Consider the following 24,372-nt stretch of genomic DNA (forward strand, 5'->3'; position numbering starts at 1 on the left):
CTCCTTGGATCGCACTGGTGGAAGGCGGCGCATTGTGGCGGAACCTGGGGCATCCATAAAATCGTTTGTTCTTATGCTAATCATTGAGCATGGCTATGTTCCCTGGGCTAGAATGGCCCGGCGGTCCCTTCCACCTCCCGATGGCCTCCCATGAACCTCCGCGACCTGAAATATCTGGTGGCGGTCGCCGACCTGAACCATTTCAGCCTGGCGGCCGAGCGTTGCTGCGTCAGCCAGCCGACCCTCAGCACCCAGCTCAAGAAATTGGAGGACGAACTCGGGGTGGCGTTGTTCGAGCGCAACAACCGTTCGGTGCGCCCCACCGAGGCGGGCGGGCGCATCATCGCCGTGGCCCGGCGGGTCTTGGCCGAGGTCGAATCGATGGAGGAGATCGCCGCCGCGACCCGCGACCCCTACGCCGGGATGTTCCGGCTGGGCGGATTCCCCACCCTGGCCAGCTATGTGTTCCCGGCGGCGGTGCCCGCCATCGCCCAAACCCTGCCCAAGTTGAAACTACTGTTGATCGAGGAAAAGACCGACGTTTTGGTCGAGCAATTGCGGACCGGGCGTTGCGACGCGGCGCTGTTGGCCTTGCCGGTGAACGATCCGGCCCTGGTGTCCATGCGCCTGTTCGACGATCCCTTTTTATTGGCGGTGCCGCCGGAGCATCCGCTGGCGGCGCGGGAGCGGGTCGATTTGCGGGACTTGGCCGATTTGCGGTTGCTGCTGTTGGACGAGGGCCATTGCCTGCGCGACCAGGCTTTGAACCTGTGCTATCGCCATGGCGGCCACGAGGAGGTGGATTTCCGCGCCACCAGCTTGGAAACCCTGCGGATGATGGTGCGGGCCGGGACCGGCATCACCTTGATGCCGTGGACGGCGGCGCGGGAGGACCATACCGGCATCCGCTACCTGCCGTTCGCCGAGCCGCAACCGCGGCGGTTGATCGGCTTGGTCTGGCGCAAGACCACGGCCCGCGGTCCCTTGATCGGCAAGCTCATCGAGCTATTGCGGGAAGTTTCCCGCGCGTGGGCCGCGCCGGGCTAGGGGCGGGCGGGTCCGGATTCAGGGCGCTGCGCTCCGCTCCGTAGATAGTGTATAAAATAGCGGTTGCGGTTCGCGGCGGTCGCGGTTCCCCCGCGGGGGACGGATTTCTTTAAACCTAAGAACATAAAGGTATGATTCATGGCGAATATCATTGGTCAAGTGCTAGGCTCGATTCGTGGCTTGTTTGGCGGCTCCCCCGGTGTGCCGCCCGCCCCGGCCCCGGTGGCGGCTGAGGCCCAGCCCGAAGCCGCCCAGCTTACCGGCGTCGCGAAATATCTGGCCCAGTTGGCCGCGGAGGAAGCGGCGGCCCAGGGGCCGGTGGTCGTGGAGTTCGATACCGGCGTCGGCAGGTATGTGGCGGCCCTGGCCGAAAACCCCGCCCCGGCGCAGGGCACCGGGGTGCAACGGTATTTGGCGAATCTGGCCGCCGAAACGGCGGTTTCCGGCGAGACCGAGGCGGACCGCGCCGCCGCCGCCGCCTACCGGGCCAGGGCGGGCGGCAAAACCGGGGTCGCGAATTACCTGGGCGGCCTGGGCTTGCCGGAGGTGCCGGTGGTCGTCAAAAAGACCCGCGTGGAGCAATATCTGGCCAATTTGGCCGCGTCCAGCGCTCCGGTTCCCGCGGCGGCGGAAGCCACCCCGGCCGAGGCAGCGGTCCCCGCCGAAGCACCGGAGGCGGTGGCGGAACCCGAAGCGGCGGTCGCCGCCGAAGCGCCCGCCGCCAGCGGCTTGGTCGATCTTTCCACCGGGGCCAAGCAATGCCAAGCCAGCACGCTGAAAGGCACCCAATGCCGTAACACCAGCGGTCTGGAGCGGATACAGCGCACCATCGAGGGCAAGGCCTATCAGTTCCTCGCCTGCGCCCACCATGTCGGCGAATCCTTCAAGCCCTACGGCGGCGTGCTGGGCGGCTAAGCCGCTGGGCGGGACGGCAGCCCGTCCGCGCCGTTTCCCATCCGGGGGTGGCGCGGGGTGCCCGTCCCGCACAGGCTCCGGCCCGACGCGCCCCTCCCCATGCCCGCTTATTGGACCCCCGCTTTCCTCGCCGCCTGCGTCGGTTCCGCCATCGCGCCTTACGATCTGGTGACCTGGTGCCTGGAAATCCCGCCCGCGCTGGCGATCTTCCTGGCGCTCCGGGCCACGCGCCGCCGTTTCCCGCTCACCCCGCTGAGCTACGCCGCGTTGTTCATCCTGTGCGGTTTGATCCTGCTCGGGGCGCATTATTCCTTCGCGCGGGTGCCGGGGTTCGATGCGCTGGGCGGGGGGCGCAACGGTTTCGACAAGCTGGCCCATTTCTTCCAAGGTTTCGCGCCGGCCCTGGCGTTCCGTGAATTGTTGCTCCGGGGCGGGGTGGTGGCGCGGCGGGTTTGGCTGGATTATCTGGTCCCCGCGCTGTGCTTGGCGCTTTCCGCCGCCTATGAATTGGTGGAATGGGGGGTGGCCTGGCTCTTGGGTGGACGGGCCGAGGCTTTCCTGGCGATCCAGGGCGATGTTTGGGATGCCCAATCGGATATGGCCGCCGCGCTGTTGGGGGCGGTGCTGGCGGTGGCGCTGCTGGGCCGTGGCCACGATAGGCAAATCGCCCGTTTGGCGCGGGAGAGGTGCTATCCTTCATGATCGAACCGCCGCCGCCGGGCCGGGAAATTACGGCCTGGACCCTTGGCTTCCCCGGTCGGTTCCGGCTAGACTTCCCGGCCCTGCCCGACCCTCCCGAACCCCAATGCACATCGGCCCTTACCGACTTTCCAACCGCTTGATCCTGGCCCCGATGGCCGGGGTCACCGATAGGCCGTTCCGCCGCCTGTGCCGGCGTTACGGGGCCGCGCTGGCCGTATCCGAGATGGTCTCGGCCAACCCCGCCCTGCGCGACGACCCCAAGACCCTGCTCCGCACCGACCACGTCGGCGAACCCGGACCCCATTCGGTGCAAATCCTGGGCAACGACCCGGCGGAAATGGCCGAGGCTGCCCGCATCAATGTGGACCGCGGCGCCCAGATCATCGATATCAATATGGGCTGTCCCGCCAAGAAGGTTTGCAACAAAGCCGCCGGTTCCGCCTTGCTCCAGGACGAAGCCCTGGTCGGGCGCATCCTGGCGGCGGTGGTCGGCGCGGTGGCCGTGCCCGTGACCTTGAAGATACGCACCGGCTGGCATCCCGAACACCGCAACGCCCCGGCCATCGCCCGGATCGCCGAGGACTCGGGCATCCAGGCCATCGCCGTGCATGGGCGCACCCGCGCCTGCGGCTTCGCCGGGGAGGCCGAATACCGGACGATCCGGGAGGTCAAGCGGGCGGTGGGCATCCCGGTCATCGCCAACGGCGATATCGACAGCCCCGACAAGGCCGCCGCCGTCCTGGCCGCCACCGGGGCCGACGCGGTGATGGTGGGCCGGGCCGCCCTGGGCCGTCCCTGGTTGTTCCGGGCCATGGCGGCGCGTCTCGACGGGCTGCGCCCGGCGGATGCGCCCGCGCCCGCCGAGGTCCATGCGGTGATGCTGGAACACCTACGGGAACTCCACGCCCTGCATGGCGAATATCGCGGCCTGCGGATCGCCCGCAAGCACGTCGCTTGGTATCTCCAATACCTCCCTTGTCCGCCGGGTTTCCTGCCCTTGTTCAACGGCCTGGATAGCGCCGCCCGGCAACTCGCCCTGATCGATACGCTGTTCGACCCGCACCGGGCAGGAGTGGCCGCATGACGGTGGACCCCGCAAGCATTCCGCCCGCGCCGGACGCGGCCATCCCGCCGGGGCCGGGGGCCGCCCCGATCCTGAGCGAGCAGGTGCGTTTGGCCCTGCGCCATTATTTCGCCGGGCTGGATGGCTACGCCGCGACCGGACTCCACGCCATGGTCATCAGCGAGGTCGAAAAGCCCTTGATCGAAACCGTGCTGGAACACTGCGGCCATAACCAAAGCCGCGCCGCCCAGGTCTTGGGGCTGAGCCGCAGCACCTTGCGCAAGAAGATGAACCAATACGGCATCGAATAAGCTCCCTTCCACCCTACAACCCTGCTACCGCCATGAACAATCCCGTGACCCGAGCCCTCATCAGCGTTTCCGACAAAACCGGCGTGGTGGATTTTTGCCGCGAACTGGCCGCGCTGGGCATAGCAATCCTGTCTTCGGGCGGCACCGCGCGCCTGTTGCTGGACAGCGGCATCGCCGCCATCGAGGTTTCCCAGCACACTGGCTTCCCCGAGATGATGGGCGGGCGCATCAAGACCCTACATCCCAAAATCCACGGCGGCATCCTGGGACGGCGCGGGGTGGACGAGGCGGTGATGGCCGAGCATGGCATCGGTCCCATCGATCTGGTGGTGGTGAACCTCTATCCGTTCGAGGCCACCGTGGCCCAGCCCGGTTGCCCCTTGGCGGAGGCCATCGAGAATATCGATATCGGCGGTCCGGCCATGATCCGGGGCGCGGCCAAGAACCACGACGCCGTGGGCGTGGTGGTCGATCCCCTGGATTACCCGTTGGTGCTGCGCGAACTGAAGGAGAACGGCGGCGCCTTGTCCGCCGCCACCCGGTTCCGCTTGGCGATCAAGAGCTTCCGCCATACCGCGGCCTACGACGCCTCCATCTCCACCTATCTGGGCAAGATCGAAGGCGGCGAACCCTTCCCCGATCCGCTGGTGACGCGGTTCCGCCACGGGCAGGCCTTGCGCTATGGCGAAAATCCCCACCAACGCGCGGCCTTCTATGTCGATCCGGGCGCGGCTCCCGGCACCGTCGCCACCGCCCGGCAAATCCAGGGCAAGGAACTGTCCTATAACAACATCGCCGACGCCGACGCGGCCCTGGAATGCGTCAAGCAATTCGCCGAGTCGCCCGCCTGCGTCATCGTCAAGCACGCCAATCCCTGCGGCGTGGCCGAGGGACAGAGCTTGCTGGAAGCCTATGACCGCGCCTACGCCACCGATCCCACCTCGGCTTTCGGCGGCATCATCGCCTTCAACCGCGCCTTGGACGCCGAGACCGCCCGTGCCATCGTCGAACGGCAATTCGTGGAGGTGATCCTGGCCCCCGGCATCGCCCCCGACGCCCTGCCGATCCTGGCGGCCAAGGCCAATGTCCGGGTGCTGGAAACCGGCGCTTGGCCCGCCGAACCCAAGCCGGAATGGGATTACAAGCGGGTGGCCGGGGGCTTGCTGGTGCAGGACAAGGACTTGGGCCGTGTCGAGCGGGCCGGGCTCAAGCTGGTGAGCCGCCGCGCCCCGACCGAGGCCGAGATCGCCGATTTGCTGTTCGCCTGGAATGTCGCCAAGTTCGTCAAGTCCAACGCCATCGTCTACGCCAAGGACCGCCAGACCGTAGGCGTGGGCGCGGGGCAGATGAGCCGGGTCTATTCGGCCCGCATCGCCGCCATCAAGGCCCAGGATGTGGGGCTACAGGTCGCGGGTTCGGTGGTGGCGTCCGACGCCTTCTTCCCGTTCCGCGACGGGGTGGATTCGGCGGCGGAGGCGGGCGTGACCGCCGTGATCCAGCCCGGCGGTTCGGTGCGCGACGCCGAGGTCGTCGCCGCCGCCGACGAGCATGGCTTGGCGATGGTCTTCACCGGCATGAGGCATTTCCGCCACTGAGTTCCCGCGTCTTCCAAGCTCCCACGGTCCGTGTGGGAGCGATCCCGGCCCGCCGTCTTTCCCACAAACTCCCGAGGTTCCCCCTTGAACCGCCCCGATCTCGCCGCCGACACCGACCTCTGCGTCAAATGCGGCTTGTGCTTGCCGCATTGCCCCACCTATCTCCAGACCCAGGACGAGAACGAATCGCCCAGGGGCCGTCTGTCCCTGATCCAGGGTTGGGCGCGGGGGGCGCTCGCAGCCACCCCGGAACTGGTCCGCCATGTCGATAACTGCCTGCTGTGCCGGGCCTGCGAAGCGGCCTGTCCGGCCTATGTGCCCTATGGCGGCATCGTGGACCGTTTCCGGGGCGAGGTCGGCGAACTCGGCAAATCCAGCGCCGCCAAGCTCAAAACCGCCGCCCTGCGCAAGCTCCTGGTCGGCGGCGGCGTGCGCCACCGCGCCGAGTCGCTGATGGCGGGCGCGCTGGGCGGGGCGGTGCTGCGGGGCGGCGGCTTCCTGCTGGAAGCGGCGGGGCTGGGCGAGGTGGCGGCGGGTCTGCCGGCCAGCGCCGGCGCGACCGATTGGAGCGGCGTCCATCCCGCCAGCGGCCCGGCGGAAACCGGACGGGCGGATTTGTTCCTGGGCTGCACCGCCAACCTGCTGGATGCCGAAACCGTGTCCGCCACGCTGCGCCTGCTCAACCGGCTGGGCGTCCGGGTGCGGGTGCCGGAGGCGCAGGCGTGTTGCGGGGCTTTGCACGGCCATGGCGGGGATGCCCGCACGGCGGCGGCGCTGATGGAGCGCAACCTGGCCGCGTTCGATGGCGAAGACGCCATCGTCGGTTTCGCCAGCGGTTGCGGGGCGATGCTGCGCGATTACCGCGAGCGGGCGGCGACGGAGGCGGCGGCGCGGTTTGCGGGCCGGGTCCGGGATATTGGCGAATTCCTGGCCGGGTTGCCCTGGCCGGACGACTTGGCGCTCCTACCCTTGGAAGCCAAGGCCGTGGTACATGCGCCCTGTACCCTCAAGAATGTCTTGAAGGCCGACCGCCACGCCGCCGTCCTGTTGCGGCGGATTCCGGGGCTGGAGGTGGTGCCGCTCCCGGCCCAGGTGCGTTGCTGCGGCGCGGCGGGAAGTTATTCACTGGAGCATCCAGAAATGGCGGGGGCGCTGCGCGACGAAGTGCTGGACCGGGTGGCCGCCGAGCGGCCCGCTTTCCTGGCGACTTCCAATCCGGGTTGCGCGATGCACCTGCGGGCGGGGTTGAAGCGGCGCGGATTGGGCGGGGTCGAGGTGTTGCATCCGGTGGCTTTGTTGGCGCGGTGTTTGCCGGGATAGCGTGGCCCGCTCCGTGAAAGCAAAAGGCCGGAGGGCGTGTTGCGCGCCCTCCGGCCTTTTTGTTGGGAACCGGGCCAGGCGCGGGGTCGCGCCCGGTCGGTGGGTGGGTTGCTTAGGCCACGATGTTGGCGGAGACCAGCGGAGTGGTGGCCAGATTATTGACGCCGACCAAGGTGACCACTTGGCTAACATCGCTGGCGTCGACGATAGCATTGGCCCCCACGTCGATATACCAGCCCTTGGCATCGCCCGAGGTGTCGGCGGTGATCATCACGAATTTTTCGCTGGCGAGCGCCGCCTCGAAGGGCTTGCCGGTGCCGAACAAGGCCGCGATGCCAGTTGCGTCCAAGTTGCCGCCGGTGTCGATCACCTGCAGGACGTTACCCGTGGCGATGGCGACCGCGCCGGACGAACCTTCGGCGACCGCAGGCAGGACCGTGATATTGGTGGCCGCGCCGAAGAAGTTGTTGAAGTCCAGCTTATCGGCACTGCTGCCCGAACCTACGGTGAAGCCGCTCACCGAATCTCCCAGCCCGTTGGCTACCGCGTTGGCTTCAAAGACGACCGTATCCTTGCCGCCGCCCACGGTAATGATATCGTTGCCGCCACCGCCTTGCAGGGTATCGCTGGCAGTATCGCTGCCCCCGCTCAGAGTATTGACCGAGCTATTGCCGATAATTTTGTTCGCCGCAGTGCTTCCCGTGCCGTTGATGGCACCGCCCACGTCGAGCAAGGTCAGGTTTTCAATCGAGTTGGCGAGGGTGAAGGTAACCGTGGACTGTACCGTGTCGGTGCCGGAGCTATCGACAACGGTGTCGCCGGTGTGGTGGACGAAATAGGTATCGTTGCCATCCTGCCCGTTCATCGAATCGGCGCTACCCGAGGCAGTGATGCCGTCGTCGAGGATATCGTTGCCCGCACCGCCCAGCAAGGTGTTCGAGCCGGTGCTGCCGACGATGGTATTGTCTTGGAAATTGCCCGTGCCGGTGATGCTATTGGCGGTCAGGGTGAGTTTCTCGATGGTGCCGGCGTCGTCGAGGGTGAAGCTCACCGACGCGAAGACAATATCCGTCCCTGATCCATCCGCTGATTGGTCGCCAATATCGCTTGCCGCTTCCGACACTTTATCATTGCTGTTGGTGACATAGTAGGTGTCGTTGCCGACGCCGCCATTCATACTGTCGGCAGCACTGGAATTGGCAGCGGTGCTGGCACCATCGTACAAAATGTCGTTGCCTGCCAAGCCAACCAACACGTTCGCTCCGGTATTGCCGGTGATGGTGTTGTTGAGTAGGTTGCCGGTGCCGGAAGAATTCGCGGGGCCCAGGAGCGTGAGTTTCTCGATGCTGTTTATGTTTTCCAGGGTGAAGGTCTCACCGGTGGCCAGGGTCGCCTCCACGGTATCCACATCGCTGGTGACTGTGCCGCTATCGGAGATGTTGATGGTGGTGGTGGTGCTGGAATTATCGACGCTGACCTGATAAAGGTCGCTGCCATCGCCGCCGTTGAGGGTGTCGATACCGCTGCTGGTAGCGACCAAGGTGTCGTTGCCTGCGCCACCGTTCAGGGTGTCATTACCGTCACCGCCGCCATCGTTCAAGGTGTTGGCGGAGGAGTTGCCGGTGATGAGATTGTTGGTGGCGTCGCCGCTGCCAGTGCCGTTGACAGCACCCGTCATCAGGGTAAGTTGCTCGACGTTGCTGGACAGGGTGAAACTCGTGACGAACGATTGAACCAAGTCGGCGGTCCCTTCAGCGGTGCTAGTACCACTTTCGCTGATAGTGTCGCTGGCGTTGTTCACGATATAGGTGTCGCTGCCCTTGCCCCCGGCCAAGCTGTCGGCGCTGTTGGAGCCGCCGTCGCTGAGGGTGTTGGCACCGTCGTTGCCGATGATGGTGTTGGCGGCGGTGTTACCGGTACCGTTGATGGCGCTGGTGCCGGTCAGGGTCAGCTTTTCAACGCCCGAGACGGAGGCGGAGGAGAGGGAGAAGGTCACTGTGGACTGGATCAGGTCGGCGCTGTCGCCTCCTGTGTCGCTGATAGCGTCGCCGGTGTTGTTGACGACATAGGTGTCGTTGCCCGCGCCGCCGATCAGGCTGTCCGCCGCGCCAGCCCCGCCGTCGCTGAGGGTGTTGGCCAGGGAGTTGCCGGTGATAGTGTTGGCCAGAGCGTTGCCGGTGGCGTTGATAGCATTGGCGTTGCTGAGCAAGGTCAGTTTTTCGATCCCGGAAGTGGCGGTGAGAGTGAAGGACACATTGGACTGGACCAGATCGGTACCCGCCGAATCGGAGATGGTGTCACCGGCGTTGTTGACGGTGTAGGTGTCGTCGCCGGCGAGGCCGGCCATGCTGTCCGCCGCACCGGCCCCGCCATCGCTGAGGGTATTGGCCAGGGAGTTGCCGGTGATGGTGTTGGCCAGGGCGTTGCCGGTGGCGTTGATGGCACCGCCGCTGTCGAGCAGGGTCAGCTTATCGACGGTGGTGGCCTTGGTGGAGAGGTCGTAAGTCACAGTGGACTGGACCAGGTCGGTCCCGTTGGAATCGGTGATGGTGTCGCCGCTGTGATTGACGAGGTAAGTGTCGTTGCCATCGCCGCCGTCCATGCTGTCCGCGCCACCAGCATTGGGGGTGGCCGTGCCGTCGTCCAGGATGTTATTCCCTCCGTTGCCGATGATGGTGTTGCTCGAGCTATTGCCTTTGCCGTTGATGGCGCTGGTGGTGCCGAGCAGGGACAGCTTCTCGATGTTGTCGGTGAGGGTGAATGTTACCGAGGACTGGACCCAATCGGCGGTGCCGTTCGCGGCACCGGAACTCTCGGTGATCTTGTCGCCGATGTTGTTTACGAAGTAGGTATCGTTGCCCGCGCCGCCAGCCATGCTGTCGGCCGAGGTGCCGCCATCGGTCAGTACGTTGTCACCGCCGTTGCCGTTGAGGGTGTTGGCCGCGGTGCTGCCGGTGGCGTCGATGTTGCCGGCACCGGTTAGGGTCAGTATCTCGATGCCGGAGGTGGCGGCGAGGGTGAAGTCCACCGAGGACTGGACCGTGTCGGTGCCGCTGGAATCGGAGATGGTGTCGCCGCTGTTGTGAACGACGTAGGTGTCGTTGCCCGCGCCGCCGGCCATGCTGTCCGCCGCGTTGGAACCGCCGTCGTCGAGGGTGTTGGCGGCGGTATTGCCGGTGATGGTGTTGGCCAGGGAGTTGCCAGTGGCGTTGATGGCACCGCCGCTGTCGAGCAGGGTCAGCTTATCGACGGTGGTGGCGTTGGCGGAGAGGTCGTACGTTTTGGTGGACTGGACCGTGTCGGTGCCGCCGGAATCGGAGATGATGTCGCCGCTGTTGTTGACGAGGTAGGTGTCGTTGCCGAGTTGGCCATCCAGACTGTCCGGGGAACCGACACCGCCATCGCTGAGGATATTGGCCAGGGAATTACCGACGATGGTGTTGGCGGCCGCGTTGCCGGTACCGTTGATGGCACCGCCGCTGTCGGCCAGGGTCAATTTCTCGACGCCGGTGGCGAGGGTGAACGTCACCGAGGAATTGACCGAGTCGGTGCCCGCGCCTCCATTTGCCGTTTCGTTGATGATGTCGCCGGTGTTATTGACGGTGTAGGTGTCGTTGCCCGCGCCACCGACCATGCTGTCCGCCAAGCCGATACCACCGTCGCTGAGGGTGTTGTCGCTGGCGTTGCCAATGATGGTGTTGGCGGCGGTGTTCCCCGTGCCGCTGACGGCGGAACCGGTCAGGGTCAGTTGCTCGACATTGGTGCCAAGGGTGAAGTTCACCGAGGACTGGACCAGATCGGTGCCCGAGTTTAGCGATTCGGTGGCGGTATCGCCCAGGTTGTCCACGGTATAGGTGTCGTTGCCGGTGCCGCCGGCCATCGAGTCGGCCCCGGTTCCGCCATTCAGGTTGTTGTTGCCGGAGTTGCCTAAGAGGGTGTTGTTTGCAGCGTTGCCGGTACCGTCGATGTTCGCGCTGCCGGTCAGGGTAAGCTGTTCGATGTCGGCAAGGGAGGAGATCGAATAAGTTTTTGCGGTCTGGATTAGGTCGATGCCGCCACTGGTGCCGCCACTCTCGGTGATCACATCGCTGGTATTGCCAATGATATAGGTGTCGTTGCCCAGGCCACCGACCAGGGTGTCCTTGGCGGTACCGTTGTTGTCGCTCAGGGTATTGGCGGAGCTATTGCCGGTCAAGATATTGTTGCCCGCCGTGTTGCCGGTGCCGTTGATGGCTCCTACGGATACACCATAAGAGGTGTCGAGCAAGGTCAGTTGCTCGACGTTGGCGGCGAGCGTGAACGATACCGAGGATTGGACTAAATCAGCGGTGCCGTTCGCAGCGCCGGAGCTTTCGGTGATGACATCGGCGGAGTTATCCACGACATAGGTGTCGTTGCCCGCGCCGCCCACCAGGATATCGGTGCCGGTCGTGCCGAAGCCATTGCCGATGAGCAAGTCGTCGCCGCCTTTGCCGACCAGGGAGTCGTTGCCGCCCAGGCCGACGAGCTGGTCGTTGCCCGGTCCGCCCGTGAGGGTGTTGGCGGCATTATCGAGGGTGGTGGCGCCTGGGGTGTTGGAAATATTGTCGCCCACGATCAGTACGCTTTGATCGTTGAAGCGGACATTACCGAAGGCGTCGGAGGTGGTCGTGGTAAGTTCGGACAGGGATAAACCCGTTATGGTGACCGTTTTGGTAGTGCCGTTGTCGTTATAGGAGAAGGTGACATCACCGGTGGGGCTGTTGCCGACCGTGGAGATGGTGACTTGCGCCGCAGAAATTTCGTTCGAGCTGCTGTCGTGGTCGAAAACAAATATATCGGCGCTTGGGTCGAAGCTGCCTATGGTTGCATTGTTATTTGTTTCAGTAACAGTGCTCCAAAAAAACTTATTAGCCATATTCTTTTACCTCGAATATATAAGGATGAAGGATTTAGTTTGGCTCTCAAGGCACCATGGCCCTTGGAAACCACCGCCCCGAATGATAGTGGATCGCCGGGCTTTCGGTGCGCGGTATCGGTCGAACGGTAGCCCGGATTGTCTTGCTTCGTAGGCGGTCCGTCCGGGCGGGTGGAGTTGAAAGGCCCTCGCGTTGAGCCTTTAGCACGTCGTCCGGGACATGCACGAACAAAGCCAAGCTCTCGAAGCGCCGGACTCAGGGCCGGGTATGGAATTCCGCCGGGGCGGCGGCGGGACGGGGGATAGTTTACGTATCAAAGTGACATAAAAGGTCACTCGATAGGGCCGCGCACGGTGCGGTGGATTATGGCAAGCCGCCCCCGGCCGGGCCAAACCAATCCGACAAAAGGTGAATCCCTGGGGTGGAAAGGGGCCGGATGGGTTTTTCCGTCCATGAAAAAGCCGGGTCCGGCCTTGGGGACCGGACCCGGCTCGATCGACCATCCCTCAGCGGCGCAGCTTGTAATTGCGCCCGTAGAAGATTTCCGCCATTTCGCGCTGCAATTGCTTTTGGATGGCGGTGCGCTCCTCGAGGGTCAGGGCGTCCTTGTCGGTGTCGAATAAATAGTTGTCGAGGTGGAAGTCCTTCAGGATCATTTTGGTGTGGAAGATTTTCTCCTGGTAGACGTTGACGTCGATCATCTGGTAGCGCTCGGCGGTCACGTCCGAGATGTAGTTTTGGATCGAGGTGATCTCGTGGTCGATGTAGTGCTTCTGGCCGCTGATATCGCGGGTGAAACCGCGCACGCGGTAGTCCATGATCACGATGTCGGATTCGAAGCTGTGGATCAGGTAGTTGAGCGCCTTCAGGGGCGAGATGCGGCCACAGGTCGAGACATCGATATCGGCCCGGAAGGTGCTGATGCCGCCGTAGGGATGGCTTTCCGGGTAGGTGTGGACGGTGATATGGCTCTTGTTGAGGTGCGCGACCACGGAATCGGGCATGGGGCCGGGGGCTTCGAGGTTGGTGATGGTGTCCGGCACATGCCCCTCGGAAATCAGCATGGTGACGCTCGCGCCTTGCGGCTCGTAGTCCTGGCGGGCGATGTTGAGGATTTCCGCACCGATGATCGCATTCACATCGGTCAAAATCTGGGTCAACCGCTTGGCGTTGTACATCTCGTCGATGTATTCGATATAGCGACGCTGCTGTTGCTCGGTCTTGGCGTAGCAGATGTCGTAGATATTGAAACTCAACGACTTGGTCAGATTGTTGAAGCCGTGCAATTGCAATTTATCGATTTCCATCGAGCTAACGCTACCCCCTGTCTGGGTTGGGACCGCCGGTTGTCAGCGGTGGGTGGTGGATGGGAGGGCCGGGGCGGGAACCGCGGCGGGCGGCGGGGATGCTTCAATCCTCGGCGATTTCGTAATCATGGGTGATGGCGGCGGTCTTGCCCAGCATGATGGAGGCGGAACAGTATTTCTCCGCCGAGAGCTCTACGGCCCGCGCCACCGCTTTGTCGGTCAGGCCTTGGCCTTTGACCACGAAATGGATGTGTATCTTGGTGAAGACCTTGGGGTCGGTGTCGGCGCGTTCGGCTTCGAGCCGGACTTCGCAGTCGCGCACTTCGTGCCGGCCTTTGCGGAGGATATGGACCACGTCGAAGGCGGTGCAGCCGCCCATGCCGATCAGCAGCGTTTCCATCGGGCGGGCGGCCAGGTTCTTGCCGCCCGATTCCGGCGGCCCGTCCATCGCCACCACATGGCCGCTGCCGGATTCGCCCAGGAACAGCACGTTTTCGACCCATTTGACCCGAGCCTTCATCGGAAGAACCCCACCGGAAAAAATAGCGGCATAATGTATCACACCCCGCCAGCATCGGGGGAATAGAATTCGCCCTAGACTTCCGCGCTAGGCCAAGGTTTTCAAGTCATCGCGAGCATCCATCATGCCCATACCTTCCGCGAGTCCGCCCGCCGACGAGGCTTTGCAACGGCTCTTGCAACACTGCCACCGCCGCCGCTATCCCAGCAAGGCCACCATCATCAAGCCCGGCGATGCCGGCGACACGCTGTATTACATCGTCGAAGGCTCCTGCACGGTCAGCATGCACAACAAGGAAACCGGCGAGGATATCGTCCTGGCCTATCTCAACCGGGGCGAGTTCCTCGGCGAAATGGGCGTGTTCATGGGGAGCATGGTGCGCGATGTGACGGTGCGCACCCGCGAGGCCAGCCAGTTGGCCGAAATCGGCTATCAACGCCTGCACCATCTCCTGACCGCCGATCTGGCGGAACATGCCATCGCCATCCTGTCCTCGTTGGGGCGGCAGGTGTCGACCCGTTTGCTCGATACCAGCCGCAAGGTGCGGAGCCTCGCGCTGTTGGACGTGTCGGGGCGGATCGCCCATGCCTTGATCGAGTTGTCCAAGCAGCCGGACGCCATGACCCACCCCGATGGGATGCAGATCCGCGTCACCCGCCAGGAACTCGGGCGCTTGGTCGGTTGCTCGCGGGAAATGGCGGGGCGGGTACTGAAGAATCTGGAGGAGCAGGGTTTGGTGACGGTGAAGGGCAAAACCATCGTGGTCTTGGGGGCCCGCTAGGCGGACCGTGGGCGGGCCGGACCCGGCCCACGGCCCGGCGCGCCGCGACGATCACTCCTTGGCGGCGCGGGCGATCAATGCGCTAAACATCAAGCTCAAGGCCAATACCAGGAAAATCGCTTGTCCTACGATCATGGCAACCTCCATGTGAGTAGCCGGGTTTCAGACACACCGGGAAATTCGCTCCCGGTTGAAGCCCTGACCCCGGCCCACCCCCCAAGGTTCCCAGCGGAGAACGCTCCCCATGCCGGTTTTTGTCGTGGGCGGCATCAATCGGGAGGGGGGCTCGTCATCGGCGGATTGAACCATCGCTCCCGCCTTGATCCAGTGCTTCCCGATAGACGGCGTAATTCCCCGCCACCATCCGCTCCACCGAAAACCGCTCCAACACCAGCCGCCGCCCGGCCTCGCCGAATTCCCGGCGGCGTTCGGGATGGTCCAGCAAATCCAGCAAATAGCCGGTCAAGGCGTGGCTGTCGCCCGGCTCGATCAAGTAGCCGTTCACGCCGGGATGGACGATCTCGGGCATCCCGCCCGCCCGCGCCGCGACCAGGGGCACGCCGCAGGCGGCGGTTTCCAGCAGCGCCACGCCCAAGCCTTCCATCCAGGCCGGATGCGCCACCAAATCCAGGCAGGGAATGACCCGGTGCATATCGGTCCGGTAGCCCGCGAACATTACGTTTCCCTCCAGGCCGCGGGTTCGCACCATGCGCCGCAACTCCGGCTCCAACGGCCCCTTGCCGAACAGCAGCACCCGGATAGCCGGATGCCGGGCCAGGACCGCGGGCAGGGCGTCGAACAGCACTTCGTGGCCCTTGCGCGGAATCATCTGGGCGACGACGCCGACGAGGACGCAATCCTCGGCCAGGCCCAGTTCGCATCGGAACGCGCCGCGCCCGCCGCCGGGCCGGTAGCGCCCGGTATCGACCGCGCTGGGCACGCAGACCAGTTGGGCCGCCGGCACGCCATGGGCCAGCATCACCTGGCGGATGCCCTCGGAGATGGTGACGATGCGCCGGAACAGCGGGAACCGGAACTTGAGGTCGATCCAATGCGGGGGATTGTCCACCCGGCGGCTATGGACCATGGGGATGTGTTCCAGCGTCCCGGCCAATGCCGTCAGGAACCCGCCGATGCGGCTGTGGACGTGCAGGAGGTCGGGTTTTTCCTCGCGGATGAGGCGGCGCAAGCGGCCCGTCCAAGCCAGGTCGAGATCGCCCCGGAACGGTAGTGCCCGTACCCGGACGGCGGGATTCCGTACCGCCCGGCTGAGTTCCGAGCCTTCCCGGCACACCAGTACCGGCTCGCCCGGTAGCGCCGCCAGCCCTTCCAGCAAATGGACGACTTGCCGACCGCCGCCGTAGAGATGGCGGCCCAGATCGATGTGGATGGTTTTCATGCGGCGGTTTCCAGGAGTGGGGCGAGGGCGGCCAATACCGTGTCGGGGCTGTGCAGCCTCATGCAATCGTAGGTGCCGCCGCAGGTCGGGCGGCGGCGGCAGGGCGAGCAATCCAGGGCTTGGTAAAGCACCCGCGCCGTGGAACTGCCGGTGTCGAGATAGGGCCGGGTCGAGCCGAACAGGGCCAGGGTCGGCGTCTTGAGGGCGATGCCGAGATGGGTCAGGCCGGTATCGACGCCGATGAGGCCACGGGCGTTTTCGATCAAGGCCGCGCACAGTCCCAGGCCGGTCTGGCCCACGAGGTCGGTCAGCGCATCGCCCGCCAGGGCGCGGAGTGCGGCGGCGTGCGCGCGGTCGGTGGGACCGCCCAGCATCAGCACCGGCCAGCCGCGTTCCGCCCGGATTTTCCGGGCCAATTCCGCCCAGTGTTCATCGAACCAATGTTTTTGGGGCCGGGTGGTGAACGGGGCGATGACCGCATAGGCGCCCGTGATACCGGAGCTGGCCTTGATCGCGGCGGCTTCGGCCCGGTCGGCGGCGCTCACGGCGATATCCAGGGCGAAACCATCCGCACCCAGGAATCGCGCCAGCTTGCGGTATTCCTTGCCGATCAAGGGGCTGTCCACGTTCCGGTCCAGCACTTCGGTCATCAAGAAGCGGCTGCCTTCCCGCGAACCCAGGCCGATGCGGCGCTTCCCGCCTGCGGCGTAGGCCCACACCCCGCTTTTCAACAAGCCTTGCAGGTCCAGTACCCAATCGTAGCGTTCGGCCCGGAGTTCGCGCACCAAACCGGCCACCTCGCGCAATAGCTGCCGGTATTCGCCACCCTGGCGCAATTCCCGCCAGCGGCGGCGCGGCCAGAGGTGCAGCCGGTCCAGCCGGGGATTGTGGCGCAGCAAATCGGCCTGGGGCGCGTCGGTCAGCCAGGCGAGGCGGGCGTCCGGGTAGGCGAGCCGCAGGGCCGGGATCAGGCCCGAGGCCAGGATGACATCGCCGATGGCGCTGAGCCGGACGATGAGGATGCTCCGGGGCGGGGTCTGGTTCATGGATCGAAATGGAAGGCTTGCGGATCGTCGTAGCGGTAGCCGAACAGGGCGAGGTCGGCTTGGTAATGATCCGCCACCCATTGCGCCGTGGTGTCGGTGTAGTAGCTCCGGTAGTCCCGCCCACGGTCGGTGGCTTTGCGGGCGTGCAGCAGTTTGGGGCAGGCGATGCCGATGCGGCGGCAGGCTTCGGCGAAATCCTCGGCCAAGCATTCGTAGCGCCCGACGAAATCCGCCAGATTGCGCCCATGCAGGTCGATCAGATAATCGCTTTGGCGTTCGGTGGACATGTCGGCGTGGTATTGCGGCGGGCGCTCGGGGTCGAATTTCCAGCGCAGGAAACCTTCGAAGCTATCGACATGGGTGATGAGTTGGGGCCGTTCGCGGCGGATGTGGTGATAGGAACTGACCTGCAAATCCCAAGGATTGCGCACGAAGGCGAATTTGAACAGCCGCTCGAACACCTCGCGCGGCAGCATTTCCTGGGCCGCGACCAGCTTGGCGTGGCGCGGGAATTTGGCCCCGATCCTATGGCCGGTGAGGGCGCTCAGGCGGCTGCACAGGAATTGCGGAATCCGGTAGGGGTCGGCCCATTTATAGAACCACAGCGAATCGCGGACGCTGGTGCCGCCGGTCTTGGCGATATGGACGAACAGGAAGTTGTATTTGAGGGAGAGCAGCATAGGGGTTTAGGCGGCGTTGGCGGTTGCGGGGGTGTTTGCGTCGCGGGGGGCGAATCCCAGGATTTCCAAATAGCGCCGGGCGCTATGCTCGGCGTTGTATTCGGCCACGGCCGCCTTCAATGAATCCGGCGCGGTGGGATGGTCCAGGGCGTACAGCATAGCCTCGGCCAGTTTTTCCACATCGCCCACCGCTACCAGCGGCCCGTAGCGCCCGCCGCCCAGGATTTCCGCCGAACCGCTGGGGCAGTCGGTCGAAACCACCGGCGTGCCCAGGGCCATGGCCTCGGTCAGCACATTGCACGAGCCTTCCCAGCGCGAGGACAGCGCGAACAAATCGGCCTTGGCGAGATAGGCGTAAGGGTTCCGCACATGGCCGGGCAGGGCGACCGAAGTTTCCAAGCCCAGTTCCCGCACCCGCCGTTCCAAATCGCCGCGCAGCTTGCCCTCGCCCAGGATCACCAAGCGGCATTCGCGCCGCGTCCGCACCCGCCCGAACGCCCGGATCAAGGTGTCGAAATCCTTCTGCCGCGTCAGCCGTCCCGCCCCCAGGATGAGCGGGCAGGTTTTATCCCCGAACCAGGGATGATCGACCGGCTCGGCGGCTTTGTCCGCCATATCCGGGGTGATGACCGGATTGCGCACCACCACCACCCGCGAGGCCGGTAGCCCGGTCAGCCGCACCGCGTCCTCGGCCACGCCGGTCGAAACCGCGACCACCCGGTCCACCTTGGGATAGACCCAGCGCATGGGCTGGGTCCGCAGCCAGCGCTGCCAAGCCGGTTTGCCTGCCTGGGCGGCGGAAAGATGGGTGCCCAGCCGCCCCACCAAACGGGTTTCCACCCCGCTCAAAGCCTTGGCCAGCACGGCGGCGCGGATGGCGCGGTCCTTGGCGGCGAGCAAGGCGGTGGGCCGTTCGGTTTTGAGGTAGCGGACCAGGGCGGGTACGGCCAGGGTGGTATGGCCCACCCCCAGATCGAACAGGCGCAGCCCCGAGCCTTCGATGCGCACCAAATCCGGCACGGGTTGGCGCAGGATCGCCAGCAGGTCCACGGCGATGCCTTGCCGCAGGATGGCCGGTAACAGGTTGAGGACCATCCGTTCCACGCCGCCTGCGCCGGAAAACGAAATCAATACCGCGAGACGTTGTTCGGGAGTCATAAGAATGGGTTTTGAGGGGGTATCAATGATGTTTGGAATGTTCGATATCCGCCATGAGGCTCCAAAAATCCAAGGTGGCGGAAGCCTGGATCGCGGCGCGTAAGCGTAGGGCTTCCGGGAGCCTGGCCAAAGCCCCGGCCAAACCCAAGAGATAAACCCAATTGAAAGTCACGAAACGGCTGGCCGAGCGCCACAGATAACCCGGCAGCAAGCGCAACCATATATCCCGCGCCGGGAGGTGCATCCATTCCAGCAGGAAATGATTGCGGATGCGGATGGCGCGGATGCGTTTGGCGGCGATATTGGTTTTGATCGAACCCGAGCCGCTGTCGTGGACCACCCGGCTGCGGGGTTCCAATAGGCTGATCCAACCCCGCCGTCCAGCCCTCAGGCCCAGGTCGAAATCCTCCGAATAAAATGGCTTGAAAATCGGCAGGAAGCCGCCCAAGGCGGTGAACATGGATTTCCGCAGCATCATCGAACCGCCGGAAGCGAATAGGGTTTGCCAAGGGTGGCTGAAAGTATCGGGCGGCGTCCATTGCACGGCCCGGAGCCGCCCACCCCGGATATGGTAGCAACGCCAGGAAACCTCGTTGCAGCGGCCTTGTTCATCCAACACCAAAGGCGTCACCGAGAATATCCCGGGCCGTGCGAAATGCCCGGCCAAGGGCGCGAGGAAATCCGGGGCGGGGGTGACATCGGAATTGAGGAACACCAGCAATTCGGTTGGCGCCGCCGCGACGCCGGAATGGATGGCTTCGGCGAAACCCCGGTTGACCGGATGCTCGACCAGCGTCACCTGGGGGAATCCGCCGCGGACCAGGGCCGCGCTGCCATCCCGCGAACCATCGTCCACCACGATGACGGAAGCGGTTCCGGGATAGTCCGCCGCCGCCCGCAGCACGGCGGGCAGGTTGGCCTTGAGCAGGGCGGACCCGTTGTAATTGGGGATAATCAGGCTGACCGGCGGGAAATCAATGGCGCTCATGCGGGGTATATTTTCTGAAGTAATACAGGCTGGCACCTAGCAATAGGCCGAATGGATAAAGCTGGTGCCGGGAGAACAAGGGCAGGGTGAGGAAACTTTGCACCAGTTCGGCGCTGGCGACACTGATGAGCATAATGCCGAATCTTGTCCCGGTTTGATCTTGGCAACGCCAGGTGGTTATGGCTAGCTTCCAGAAGAACGAGGCATAGGCCAGCACGACCAGGGTCAATCCCAGAAGTCCATGGCTATAGAGGACTTCCAGGAAATAGTTATGGGGAAAGGTGAAATCCTCTTTGTCGTGGTAGCTGGAAATCGGCTGGTAATTCCAGAAATACGCCCCGAAACCATGGCCGAAAGCCCATTCCAAGGGAGGGCTGCGCAATTGCATGGCCCAGGTTTCCCGCCAAATAATCATCCGTTCTTCCTTGAGGAAGTTGGCGGCGAGGTCGTCCACCCTGGCGGCGAAGCCGAATAATCCCGAGAAATATAATCCCAATGGCAATAATAGGATGGACCCCAGGGCGAGGGATTGGCAGCGCCGCGACAGGAAGGGCAAACTCGCCAGGGCGCTGGCGAGCAAGGCCAGATAACCGGGCCGGGATTGGGTTTTTAGCAGCAGCCAGAAATCCACCGCCAAGGCCAGTATGCATAGCCAGCGCAGCCGGTTCTGGATCGTCGCGGCGAAATAAAACAACAGGGGCAGGGTCGTGACCGAAAACAGGGCCAGATAATGCAGGTTGGAATACAGCCCGGCCTGGTTGAGCTTGAGCGGGTAGGCTATGGCATGGGCCAGCACCGCGACCAGGAGAAGGCTTGCCGCGATGGCCGCATGGGGTGGCGGACGGCCTTGGGCCAGCCGGTCCGGTAGCAGGCGCAGGGCGAACACCAGCAGCGTCGCGCCGAACAGCGCGGTGTGGGCGCTGCCCCAGAGCTTGTCGCCCGCCATCGCCAATCCTTGCCCCAGCAGGAGCGCCCCCAGGCCGACCACCGCCAGGATATCCCGGTCCAGCCGTGGCGGGCGGGTGGAGGCCAGGATGCCCAGCGTGGCGTAGCCGCACAGGTAAAGGCAGGGTTTGTAACTGCCGCGTCCGAGCAGCAGGGAAAGCGCGAAGCCATAAACCGACAGCAGCAGCAAAAGTGGAAACAGGTCGCCGTTCAATCGTGGGAGGCGCAAGGCCATTGGTCACCGGAACTGTGGTTGCTTGACGCCGGGAAGGCGGTCGCCTGGGAGGCTGGGGGCGCGAGGTCGCGGCCATTATAAAAGACGCGCAAAGCCCGCACCAAGCGGGCCGGGCGGCACCATTCCGGGGCGCGGGGGCGGGGCGCTGGCTTGAAAATGGCCGGTTTAAGCCTCATTTAAGCGGCATCACTGAATCATATCCCGGCAGGTAATCTTTTATGCGAATGGACAAATTGACCGGCAAATTCCAGGCCGCACTGGCGGAGGCGCAAAGCCTGGCCTTGGGCAAGGACCAGCAATTCATCGAGCCCCTCCACGCCATGGTCGCCTTGATCGACCAGGACGGCGGCACGGTGCGTCCCTTGTTGGCGCAATGCGGCATCAACGTCAATCCGCTACGCACCGTCTTGGGGCAGGCATTGGAACGGTTGCCCAAGGTCGAGGGCGTGGGTGGCGATGTGCAGATTTCCAACGATTTGCTGCGCCTCCTGAACCTCACCGACAAACTGGCCCAGAAGCGCGGCGACCAATTCATCACCAGCGAATTGTTCTTGCTGGCGGCGCTGGAGGATCGCGGGCAGTTGGGCGATGCGCTGCGTAAGGCCGGTCTCAACCGCGAGGTGTTGGAGCAGGCCATCGAGAAGCTGCGTGGCGGCCAGAAGGCCAACGATCCCAATGTCGAGGAGCAACGCCAAGCCTTGCAGAAATACACCATCGACCTCACCGCCCGCGCCGAGCAGGGCAAGCTCGATCCAGTGATCGGGCGCGATGACGAGATCCGCCGCACCGTCCAGGTCTTGCAGCGGCGCACCAAGAACAATCCGGTCTTGATCGGCGAACCCGGCGTGGGCAAGACCGCCATCGTCGAAGGCCTGGCCCAGCGCATCGTCAATGGCGAGGTGCCGGAAGGAGTCAAGGGCAAGCGCCTGTTGGCCCTGGACATGGCGGCGCTGATCGCCGGGACCAAGTACCGTGGCGAATTCGAGGAGCGCATGAAGGCGGTGTTGACCGATATCGCCAAGCAGGAGGGCAAGGTCATCCTGTTCATCGACGAACTGCACACCATGGTCGGCGCGGGCAAGGCCGAGGGCGCGATGGATGCCGGCAATATGTTGAAACCGGCCCTGGCCCGTGGCGAATTGCATTGTATTGGTGCGACCACCTTGGACGAGTACCGCCAATACATCGAAAAAGACGCGGCCTTGGAACGCCGTTTTCAGAAAGTGTTGGTGGACGAGCCGAACGTCGAGGATACCATCGCGATTTTGCGCGGTTTGAAAGAAAAATATGAAGTGCATCACGGTGTCACTATCACCGATCCGGCTATCGTAGCGGCGGCGATGCTCTCGCACCGATACATCACCGACCGCAACCTGCCGGACAAGGCCATCGACTTGGTGGACGAGGCCGCCAGCCGTATCCGCATGGAGATCGATTCCAAGCCGGAGGAAATGGACCGGCTGGAGCGGCGCTTGATCCAGTTCAAGATCGAGCGCGAAGCCTTGAAAAAGGAAGCCGACGAGGCTTCGCGCCGCCGCCTGGAGGAATTGCAGGAGCGCATCGGCGAGATGGAACGCGAATACGCCGAGTTGGAGGAAATCTGGAAGGCCGAGAAAGCCGCTTTGCAGGGCAGCACCGCGATCAAGGAAAAGCTGGAAAAAGCCAAGCTGGACCTGGAAGCCGCAAGGCGGGCGGGCGACCTGGGACGGATGTCGGAATTGCAGTACGGGGAAATTCCCCGCTTGCAGAAGGAACTGGACGCGGCGGTGCAGGTCGGAGCCCAGGAGGCCAAATTGGTGCGTAACAAAGTCACCGACGAGGAGATCGCCGAGGTGGTGTCCAAATGGACCGGCATCCCGGTTTCCAAGATGCTGGAAGGCGAGCGGGAAAAACTGTTGCAGATGGAAGCCCAACTCGGCCGGCGGGTGGTGGGGCAGGGCGAGGCGATCAAGGCCGTGTCCGACGCCATCCGCCGTTCCCGCGCCGGGTTGGCCGATCCGCGCCGGCCCAATGGCTCGTTCCTGTTCCTGGGGCCGACCGGCGTGGGCAAGACCGAGTTGTGCAAGGCCTTGGCCGAGTTCCTGTTCGATACCGAGGAGGCCATGGTCCGTATCGACATGTCGGAATTCATGGAGAAGCACGCGGTGGCGCGGCTGATCGGCGCGCCTCCGGGTTATGTGGGCTACGAGGAAGGCGGCTATCTCACCGAGGCGGTGCGGCGGCGGCCCTATTCGGTGATCCTGCTGGACGAGGTGGAGAAGGCCCATCCCGATGTGTTCAACGTGCTGCTGCAAGTATTGGACGATGGCCGTTTGACCGATGGCCATGGCCGCACGGTGGATTTCCGCAACACCGTGATCGTGATGACGTCCAACCTGGGTTCCGACCGTATCCAGGAATTGGCGGGCGAGGAGAATTACCAGTCCATGAAGGCGGCGGTGATGGCGGTGGTGTCGCGCTACTTCCGTCCCGAATTCATCAACCGCGTGGACGAGGTGGTGGTGTTCCATCCCCTGGCGCGGGAACAGATCCGCGCCATTTGCCGCATCCAGATGGGCTATTTGGAACGGCGCCTGGCGGAGCGCGATATCACCCTGGCGGTCGGCGAGGCTGCGCTGGACCGATTGGGCGAGGCCGGTTTCGATCCGGTCTATGGGGCGCGGCCTCTGAAGCGGGCGATCCAACAGCAATTGGAAAACCCTTTGGCCCAGAGCATCCTGGCGGGCCGGGTGGGTCCGGGCGATGTGGTCCGGGTGGACGCGGCGGACGGAGAGGGGATCGTGTTTCATACAGGGGGGTGATTCCGTCCCTACCGGGACGGTCTTGGGCTGGATGCCGCTCCGCCCGCCGCGGTGGAGCGGCGCTTCGCTAGTTCCAATGCATGGGCCATGATTCGTCTTGCTTCTGCCGCATAGGCTCCAGGGCATGACGGATAAAGTGCCAGGTAGGTGGAAATACCGATTCTTCGGAAGCTCGCTCGGTATAAATTAAGCCCCAGTTACAGGGGGGTTACGTTGGCCTGGGGAGCTTTGTGCCGTCCCATCGGTCTTTGCTGTCGCTATTGAACCACTGGTGGTGTTACGGTATTTTTGGAAGGCTATTGCCACATCTTCTGTACTAAAAATTGTCTTATGATGTGGCATATTATTGAGCGCTTGCCACTTATCCGGGCGGCCCGCGCCCGGCCCGTTTCCGGGCTTCGATGGGGTTCGGCTTGGGCAAAAGCCCATCTTTCAAGGGGCTGCATGGGATTCCAACCGTGGTTGACGCATTGCCCGCCGCAGCGATGGGTGACTCTCCTTGAAAGCATGTGCCTCAAAGTTTATGCTGGGCAGGGTAGGCAGATTTCAAATAATCTTTTACACTGTTAGCTAATGGAGAAATATGTTAAGGAAGAAAGAGGTTCCATCCCCATTTTGATTTAATGGGGAGGAACCACCTGCCCCCTGCTTGTTAAGGCGC

The 24,372-nt window shown here is 64.0% G+C and carries 18 protein-coding genes; 9 read left to right on the forward strand and 9 right to left on the reverse strand.

What is annotated here, in order from left to right; translation table 11 throughout:
* Positions 1-150: 150 nt before the first annotated feature.
* From K5658_RS02095 to K5658_RS02125, 7 genes are all read left to right on the forward strand, one after another.
* Positions 151-1,047 (forward strand): LysR substrate-binding domain-containing protein, encoded by an 897-nt coding sequence (locus K5658_RS02095; RefSeq protein WP_221065341.1) that lies wholly within the window; start codon positions 151-153, stop codon positions 1,045-1,047.
* A 138-nt stretch (positions 1,048-1,185) separates the two neighbouring features.
* Positions 1,186-1,962: a hypothetical protein gene (locus K5658_RS02100; RefSeq protein WP_221065342.1), complete on the forward strand. Its 777-nt coding sequence runs from the start codon at positions 1,186-1,188 to the stop codon at positions 1,960-1,962.
* 99 nt (positions 1,963-2,061) lie between these two features.
* Positions 2,062-2,664: a DUF2238 domain-containing protein gene (locus K5658_RS02105; protein ID WP_221065343.1), complete on the forward strand. Its 603-nt coding sequence runs from the start codon at positions 2,062-2,064 to the stop codon at positions 2,662-2,664.
* A 103-nt stretch (positions 2,665-2,767) separates the two neighbouring features.
* Positions 2,768-3,748, forward strand: a complete 981-nt coding sequence (gene dusB / locus K5658_RS02110) for a tRNA dihydrouridine synthase DusB (RefSeq protein ID WP_221065344.1) — start codon at positions 2,768-2,770, stop codon at positions 3,746-3,748.
* A complete protein-coding gene (locus tag K5658_RS02115) occupies positions 3,745-4,038 on the forward strand; it encodes a helix-turn-helix domain-containing protein (RefSeq protein ID WP_221065345.1) in 294 nt (97 codons plus the stop codon). Before dusB ends, K5658_RS02115 begins: the two co-directional genes overlap by 4 nt.
* A 32-nt stretch (positions 4,039-4,070) precedes the next feature.
* Positions 4,071-5,633: a bifunctional phosphoribosylaminoimidazolecarboxamide formyltransferase/IMP cyclohydrolase gene (purH, locus tag K5658_RS02120; RefSeq protein WP_221065346.1), complete on the forward strand. Its 1,563-nt coding sequence runs from the start codon at positions 4,071-4,073 to the stop codon at positions 5,631-5,633.
* 84 nt (positions 5,634-5,717) lie between these two features.
* Positions 5,718-6,953 carry a (Fe-S)-binding protein gene (locus K5658_RS02125; RefSeq protein ID WP_221065347.1) on the forward strand — a complete coding sequence of 412 codons (1,236 nt, stop codon included), beginning with the start codon at positions 5,718-5,720 and terminating at the stop codon, positions 6,951-6,953.
* A gap of 112 nt (positions 6,954-7,065) precedes the next feature.
* On the opposite strand, the gene K5658_RS02130 is transcribed toward K5658_RS02125, so the two are convergent.
* The 3 genes from K5658_RS02130 to K5658_RS02140 all read right to left on the reverse strand — a co-directional run bounded on the left by K5658_RS02130 (position 7,066) and on the right by K5658_RS02140 (position 13,678).
* Positions 7,066-11,850: a beta strand repeat-containing protein gene (locus K5658_RS02130; RefSeq protein WP_221065348.1), complete on the reverse strand. Its 4,785-nt coding sequence runs from the start codon at positions 11,848-11,850 to the stop codon at positions 7,066-7,068.
* 507 nt (positions 11,851-12,357) lie between these two features.
* Positions 12,358-13,152, reverse strand: a complete 795-nt coding sequence (speD, locus tag K5658_RS02135; RefSeq protein ID WP_425515941.1) for an adenosylmethionine decarboxylase — start codon at positions 13,150-13,152, stop codon at positions 12,358-12,360.
* A 109-nt stretch (positions 13,153-13,261) separates the two neighbouring features.
* Complete coding sequence (locus tag K5658_RS02140) at positions 13,262-13,678, reverse strand: OsmC family protein (protein ID WP_221065349.1); 417 nt, start codon at positions 13,676-13,678, stop codon at positions 13,262-13,264.
* A 124-nt stretch (positions 13,679-13,802) separates the two neighbouring features.
* Between K5658_RS02140 and crp the strand changes: the two genes are divergently transcribed.
* The gene (gene crp, locus K5658_RS02145; protein WP_221065350.1) at positions 13,803-14,459 is read left to right on the forward strand and encodes a cAMP-activated global transcriptional regulator CRP; all 657 of its coding nucleotides are present in this window, start codon (positions 13,803-13,805) and stop codon (positions 14,457-14,459) included.
* A gap of 289 nt (positions 14,460-14,748) precedes the next feature.
* On the opposite strand, the gene K5658_RS02150 is transcribed toward crp, so the two are convergent.
* Genes K5658_RS02150 through K5658_RS02175 form a run of 6 tightly spaced genes read right to left on the reverse strand, consistent with a single transcriptional unit; the run spans position 14,749 to position 20,904 of the window.
* Entirely contained in the window at positions 14,749-15,858 is a 1,110-nt protein-coding gene (locus tag K5658_RS02150) for a glycosyltransferase (protein ID WP_221065351.1), read from the reverse strand.
* Positions 15,855-16,904, reverse strand: coding sequence for a glycosyltransferase family 9 protein (locus K5658_RS02155; protein WP_221065352.1), 1,050 nt, complete (start codon positions 16,902-16,904; stop codon positions 15,855-15,857). The genes K5658_RS02150 and K5658_RS02155 overlap by 4 nt, the downstream gene beginning before the upstream one ends.
* A complete protein-coding gene (locus tag K5658_RS02160) occupies positions 16,901-17,584 on the reverse strand; it encodes a sulfotransferase family 2 domain-containing protein (protein WP_221065353.1) in 684 nt (227 codons plus the stop codon). The genes K5658_RS02155 and K5658_RS02160 overlap by 4 nt, the downstream gene beginning before the upstream one ends.
* 6 nt (positions 17,585-17,590) lie before the next feature.
* Positions 17,591-18,742 carry a glycosyltransferase gene (locus tag K5658_RS02165; RefSeq protein ID WP_221065354.1) on the reverse strand — a complete coding sequence of 384 codons (1,152 nt, stop codon included), beginning with the start codon at positions 18,740-18,742 and terminating at the stop codon, positions 17,591-17,593.
* A 22-nt stretch (positions 18,743-18,764) separates the two neighbouring features.
* Positions 18,765-19,730, reverse strand: a complete 966-nt coding sequence (locus tag K5658_RS02170; RefSeq protein WP_221065355.1) for a glycosyltransferase family 2 protein — start codon at positions 19,728-19,730, stop codon at positions 18,765-18,767.
* Positions 19,717-20,904 carry an O-antigen ligase family protein gene (locus K5658_RS02175; protein ID WP_221065356.1) on the reverse strand — a complete coding sequence of 396 codons (1,188 nt, stop codon included), beginning with the start codon at positions 20,902-20,904 and terminating at the stop codon, positions 19,717-19,719. The genes K5658_RS02170 and K5658_RS02175 overlap by 14 nt, the downstream gene beginning before the upstream one ends.
* Positions 20,905-21,128: 224 nt before the next feature.
* Between K5658_RS02175 and clpB the strand changes: the two genes are divergently transcribed.
* On the forward strand, positions 21,129-23,711 hold the full coding sequence (gene clpB / locus K5658_RS02180) for an ATP-dependent chaperone ClpB (RefSeq protein ID WP_221065357.1): 2,583 nt from the start codon (positions 21,129-21,131) through the stop codon (positions 23,709-23,711).
* Positions 23,712-24,372 lie beyond the last annotated feature (661 nt).

The organism is Methylomagnum ishizawai, assembly GCF_019670005.1.
Taxonomy (GTDB): domain Bacteria; phylum Pseudomonadota; class Gammaproteobacteria; order Methylococcales; family Methylococcaceae; genus Methylomagnum; species Methylomagnum ishizawai.

Bases quoted from the DNA above. Each gene is read 5' to 3' on its own strand.
- K5658_RS02100 (WP_221065342.1), top strand. From the start codon at position 1,186: ATGGCGAATATCATTGGTCAAGTGCTAGGCTCGATTCGTGGCTTGTTT.
- purH (WP_221065346.1), top strand. From the start codon at position 4,071: ATGAACAATCCCGTGACCCGAGCCCTCATCAGCGTTTCCGACAAAACC.
- K5658_RS02170 (WP_221065355.1), bottom strand. From the start codon at position 19,730: ATGAGCGCCATTGATTTCCCGCCGGTCAGCCTGATTATCCCCAATTAC.
- clpB (WP_221065357.1), top strand. From the start codon at position 21,129: ATGCGAATGGACAAATTGACCGGCAAATTCCAGGCCGCACTGGCGGAG.
- K5658_RS02130 (WP_221065348.1), bottom strand. From the start codon at position 11,850: ATGGCTAATAAGTTTTTTTGGAGCACTGTTACTGAAACAAATAACAAT.
- K5658_RS02140 (WP_221065349.1), bottom strand. From the start codon at position 13,678: ATGAAGGCTCGGGTCAAATGGGTCGAAAACGTGCTGTTCCTGGGCGAA.
- K5658_RS02150 (WP_221065351.1), bottom strand. From the start codon at position 15,858: ATGAAAACCATCCACATCGATCTGGGCCGCCATCTCTACGGCGGCGGT.
- K5658_RS02095 (WP_221065341.1), top strand. From the start codon at position 151: ATGAACCTCCGCGACCTGAAATATCTGGTGGCGGTCGCCGACCTGAAC.
- crp (WP_221065350.1), top strand. From the start codon at position 13,803: ATGCCCATACCTTCCGCGAGTCCGCCCGCCGACGAGGCTTTGCAACGG.
- K5658_RS02160 (WP_221065353.1), bottom strand. From the start codon at position 17,584: ATGCTGCTCTCCCTCAAATACAACTTCCTGTTCGTCCATATCGCCAAG.
- K5658_RS02105 (WP_221065343.1), top strand. From the start codon at position 2,062: ATGCCCGCTTATTGGACCCCCGCTTTCCTCGCCGCCTGCGTCGGTTCC.
- K5658_RS02165 (WP_221065354.1), bottom strand. From the start codon at position 18,742: ATGACTCCCGAACAACGTCTCGCGGTATTGATTTCGTTTTCCGGCGCA.
- dusB (WP_221065344.1), top strand. From the start codon at position 2,768: ATGCACATCGGCCCTTACCGACTTTCCAACCGCTTGATCCTGGCCCCG.
- K5658_RS02155 (WP_221065352.1), bottom strand. From the start codon at position 16,904: ATGAACCAGACCCCGCCCCGGAGCATCCTCATCGTCCGGCTCAGCGCC.
- K5658_RS02115 (WP_221065345.1), top strand. From the start codon at position 3,745: ATGACGGTGGACCCCGCAAGCATTCCGCCCGCGCCGGACGCGGCCATC.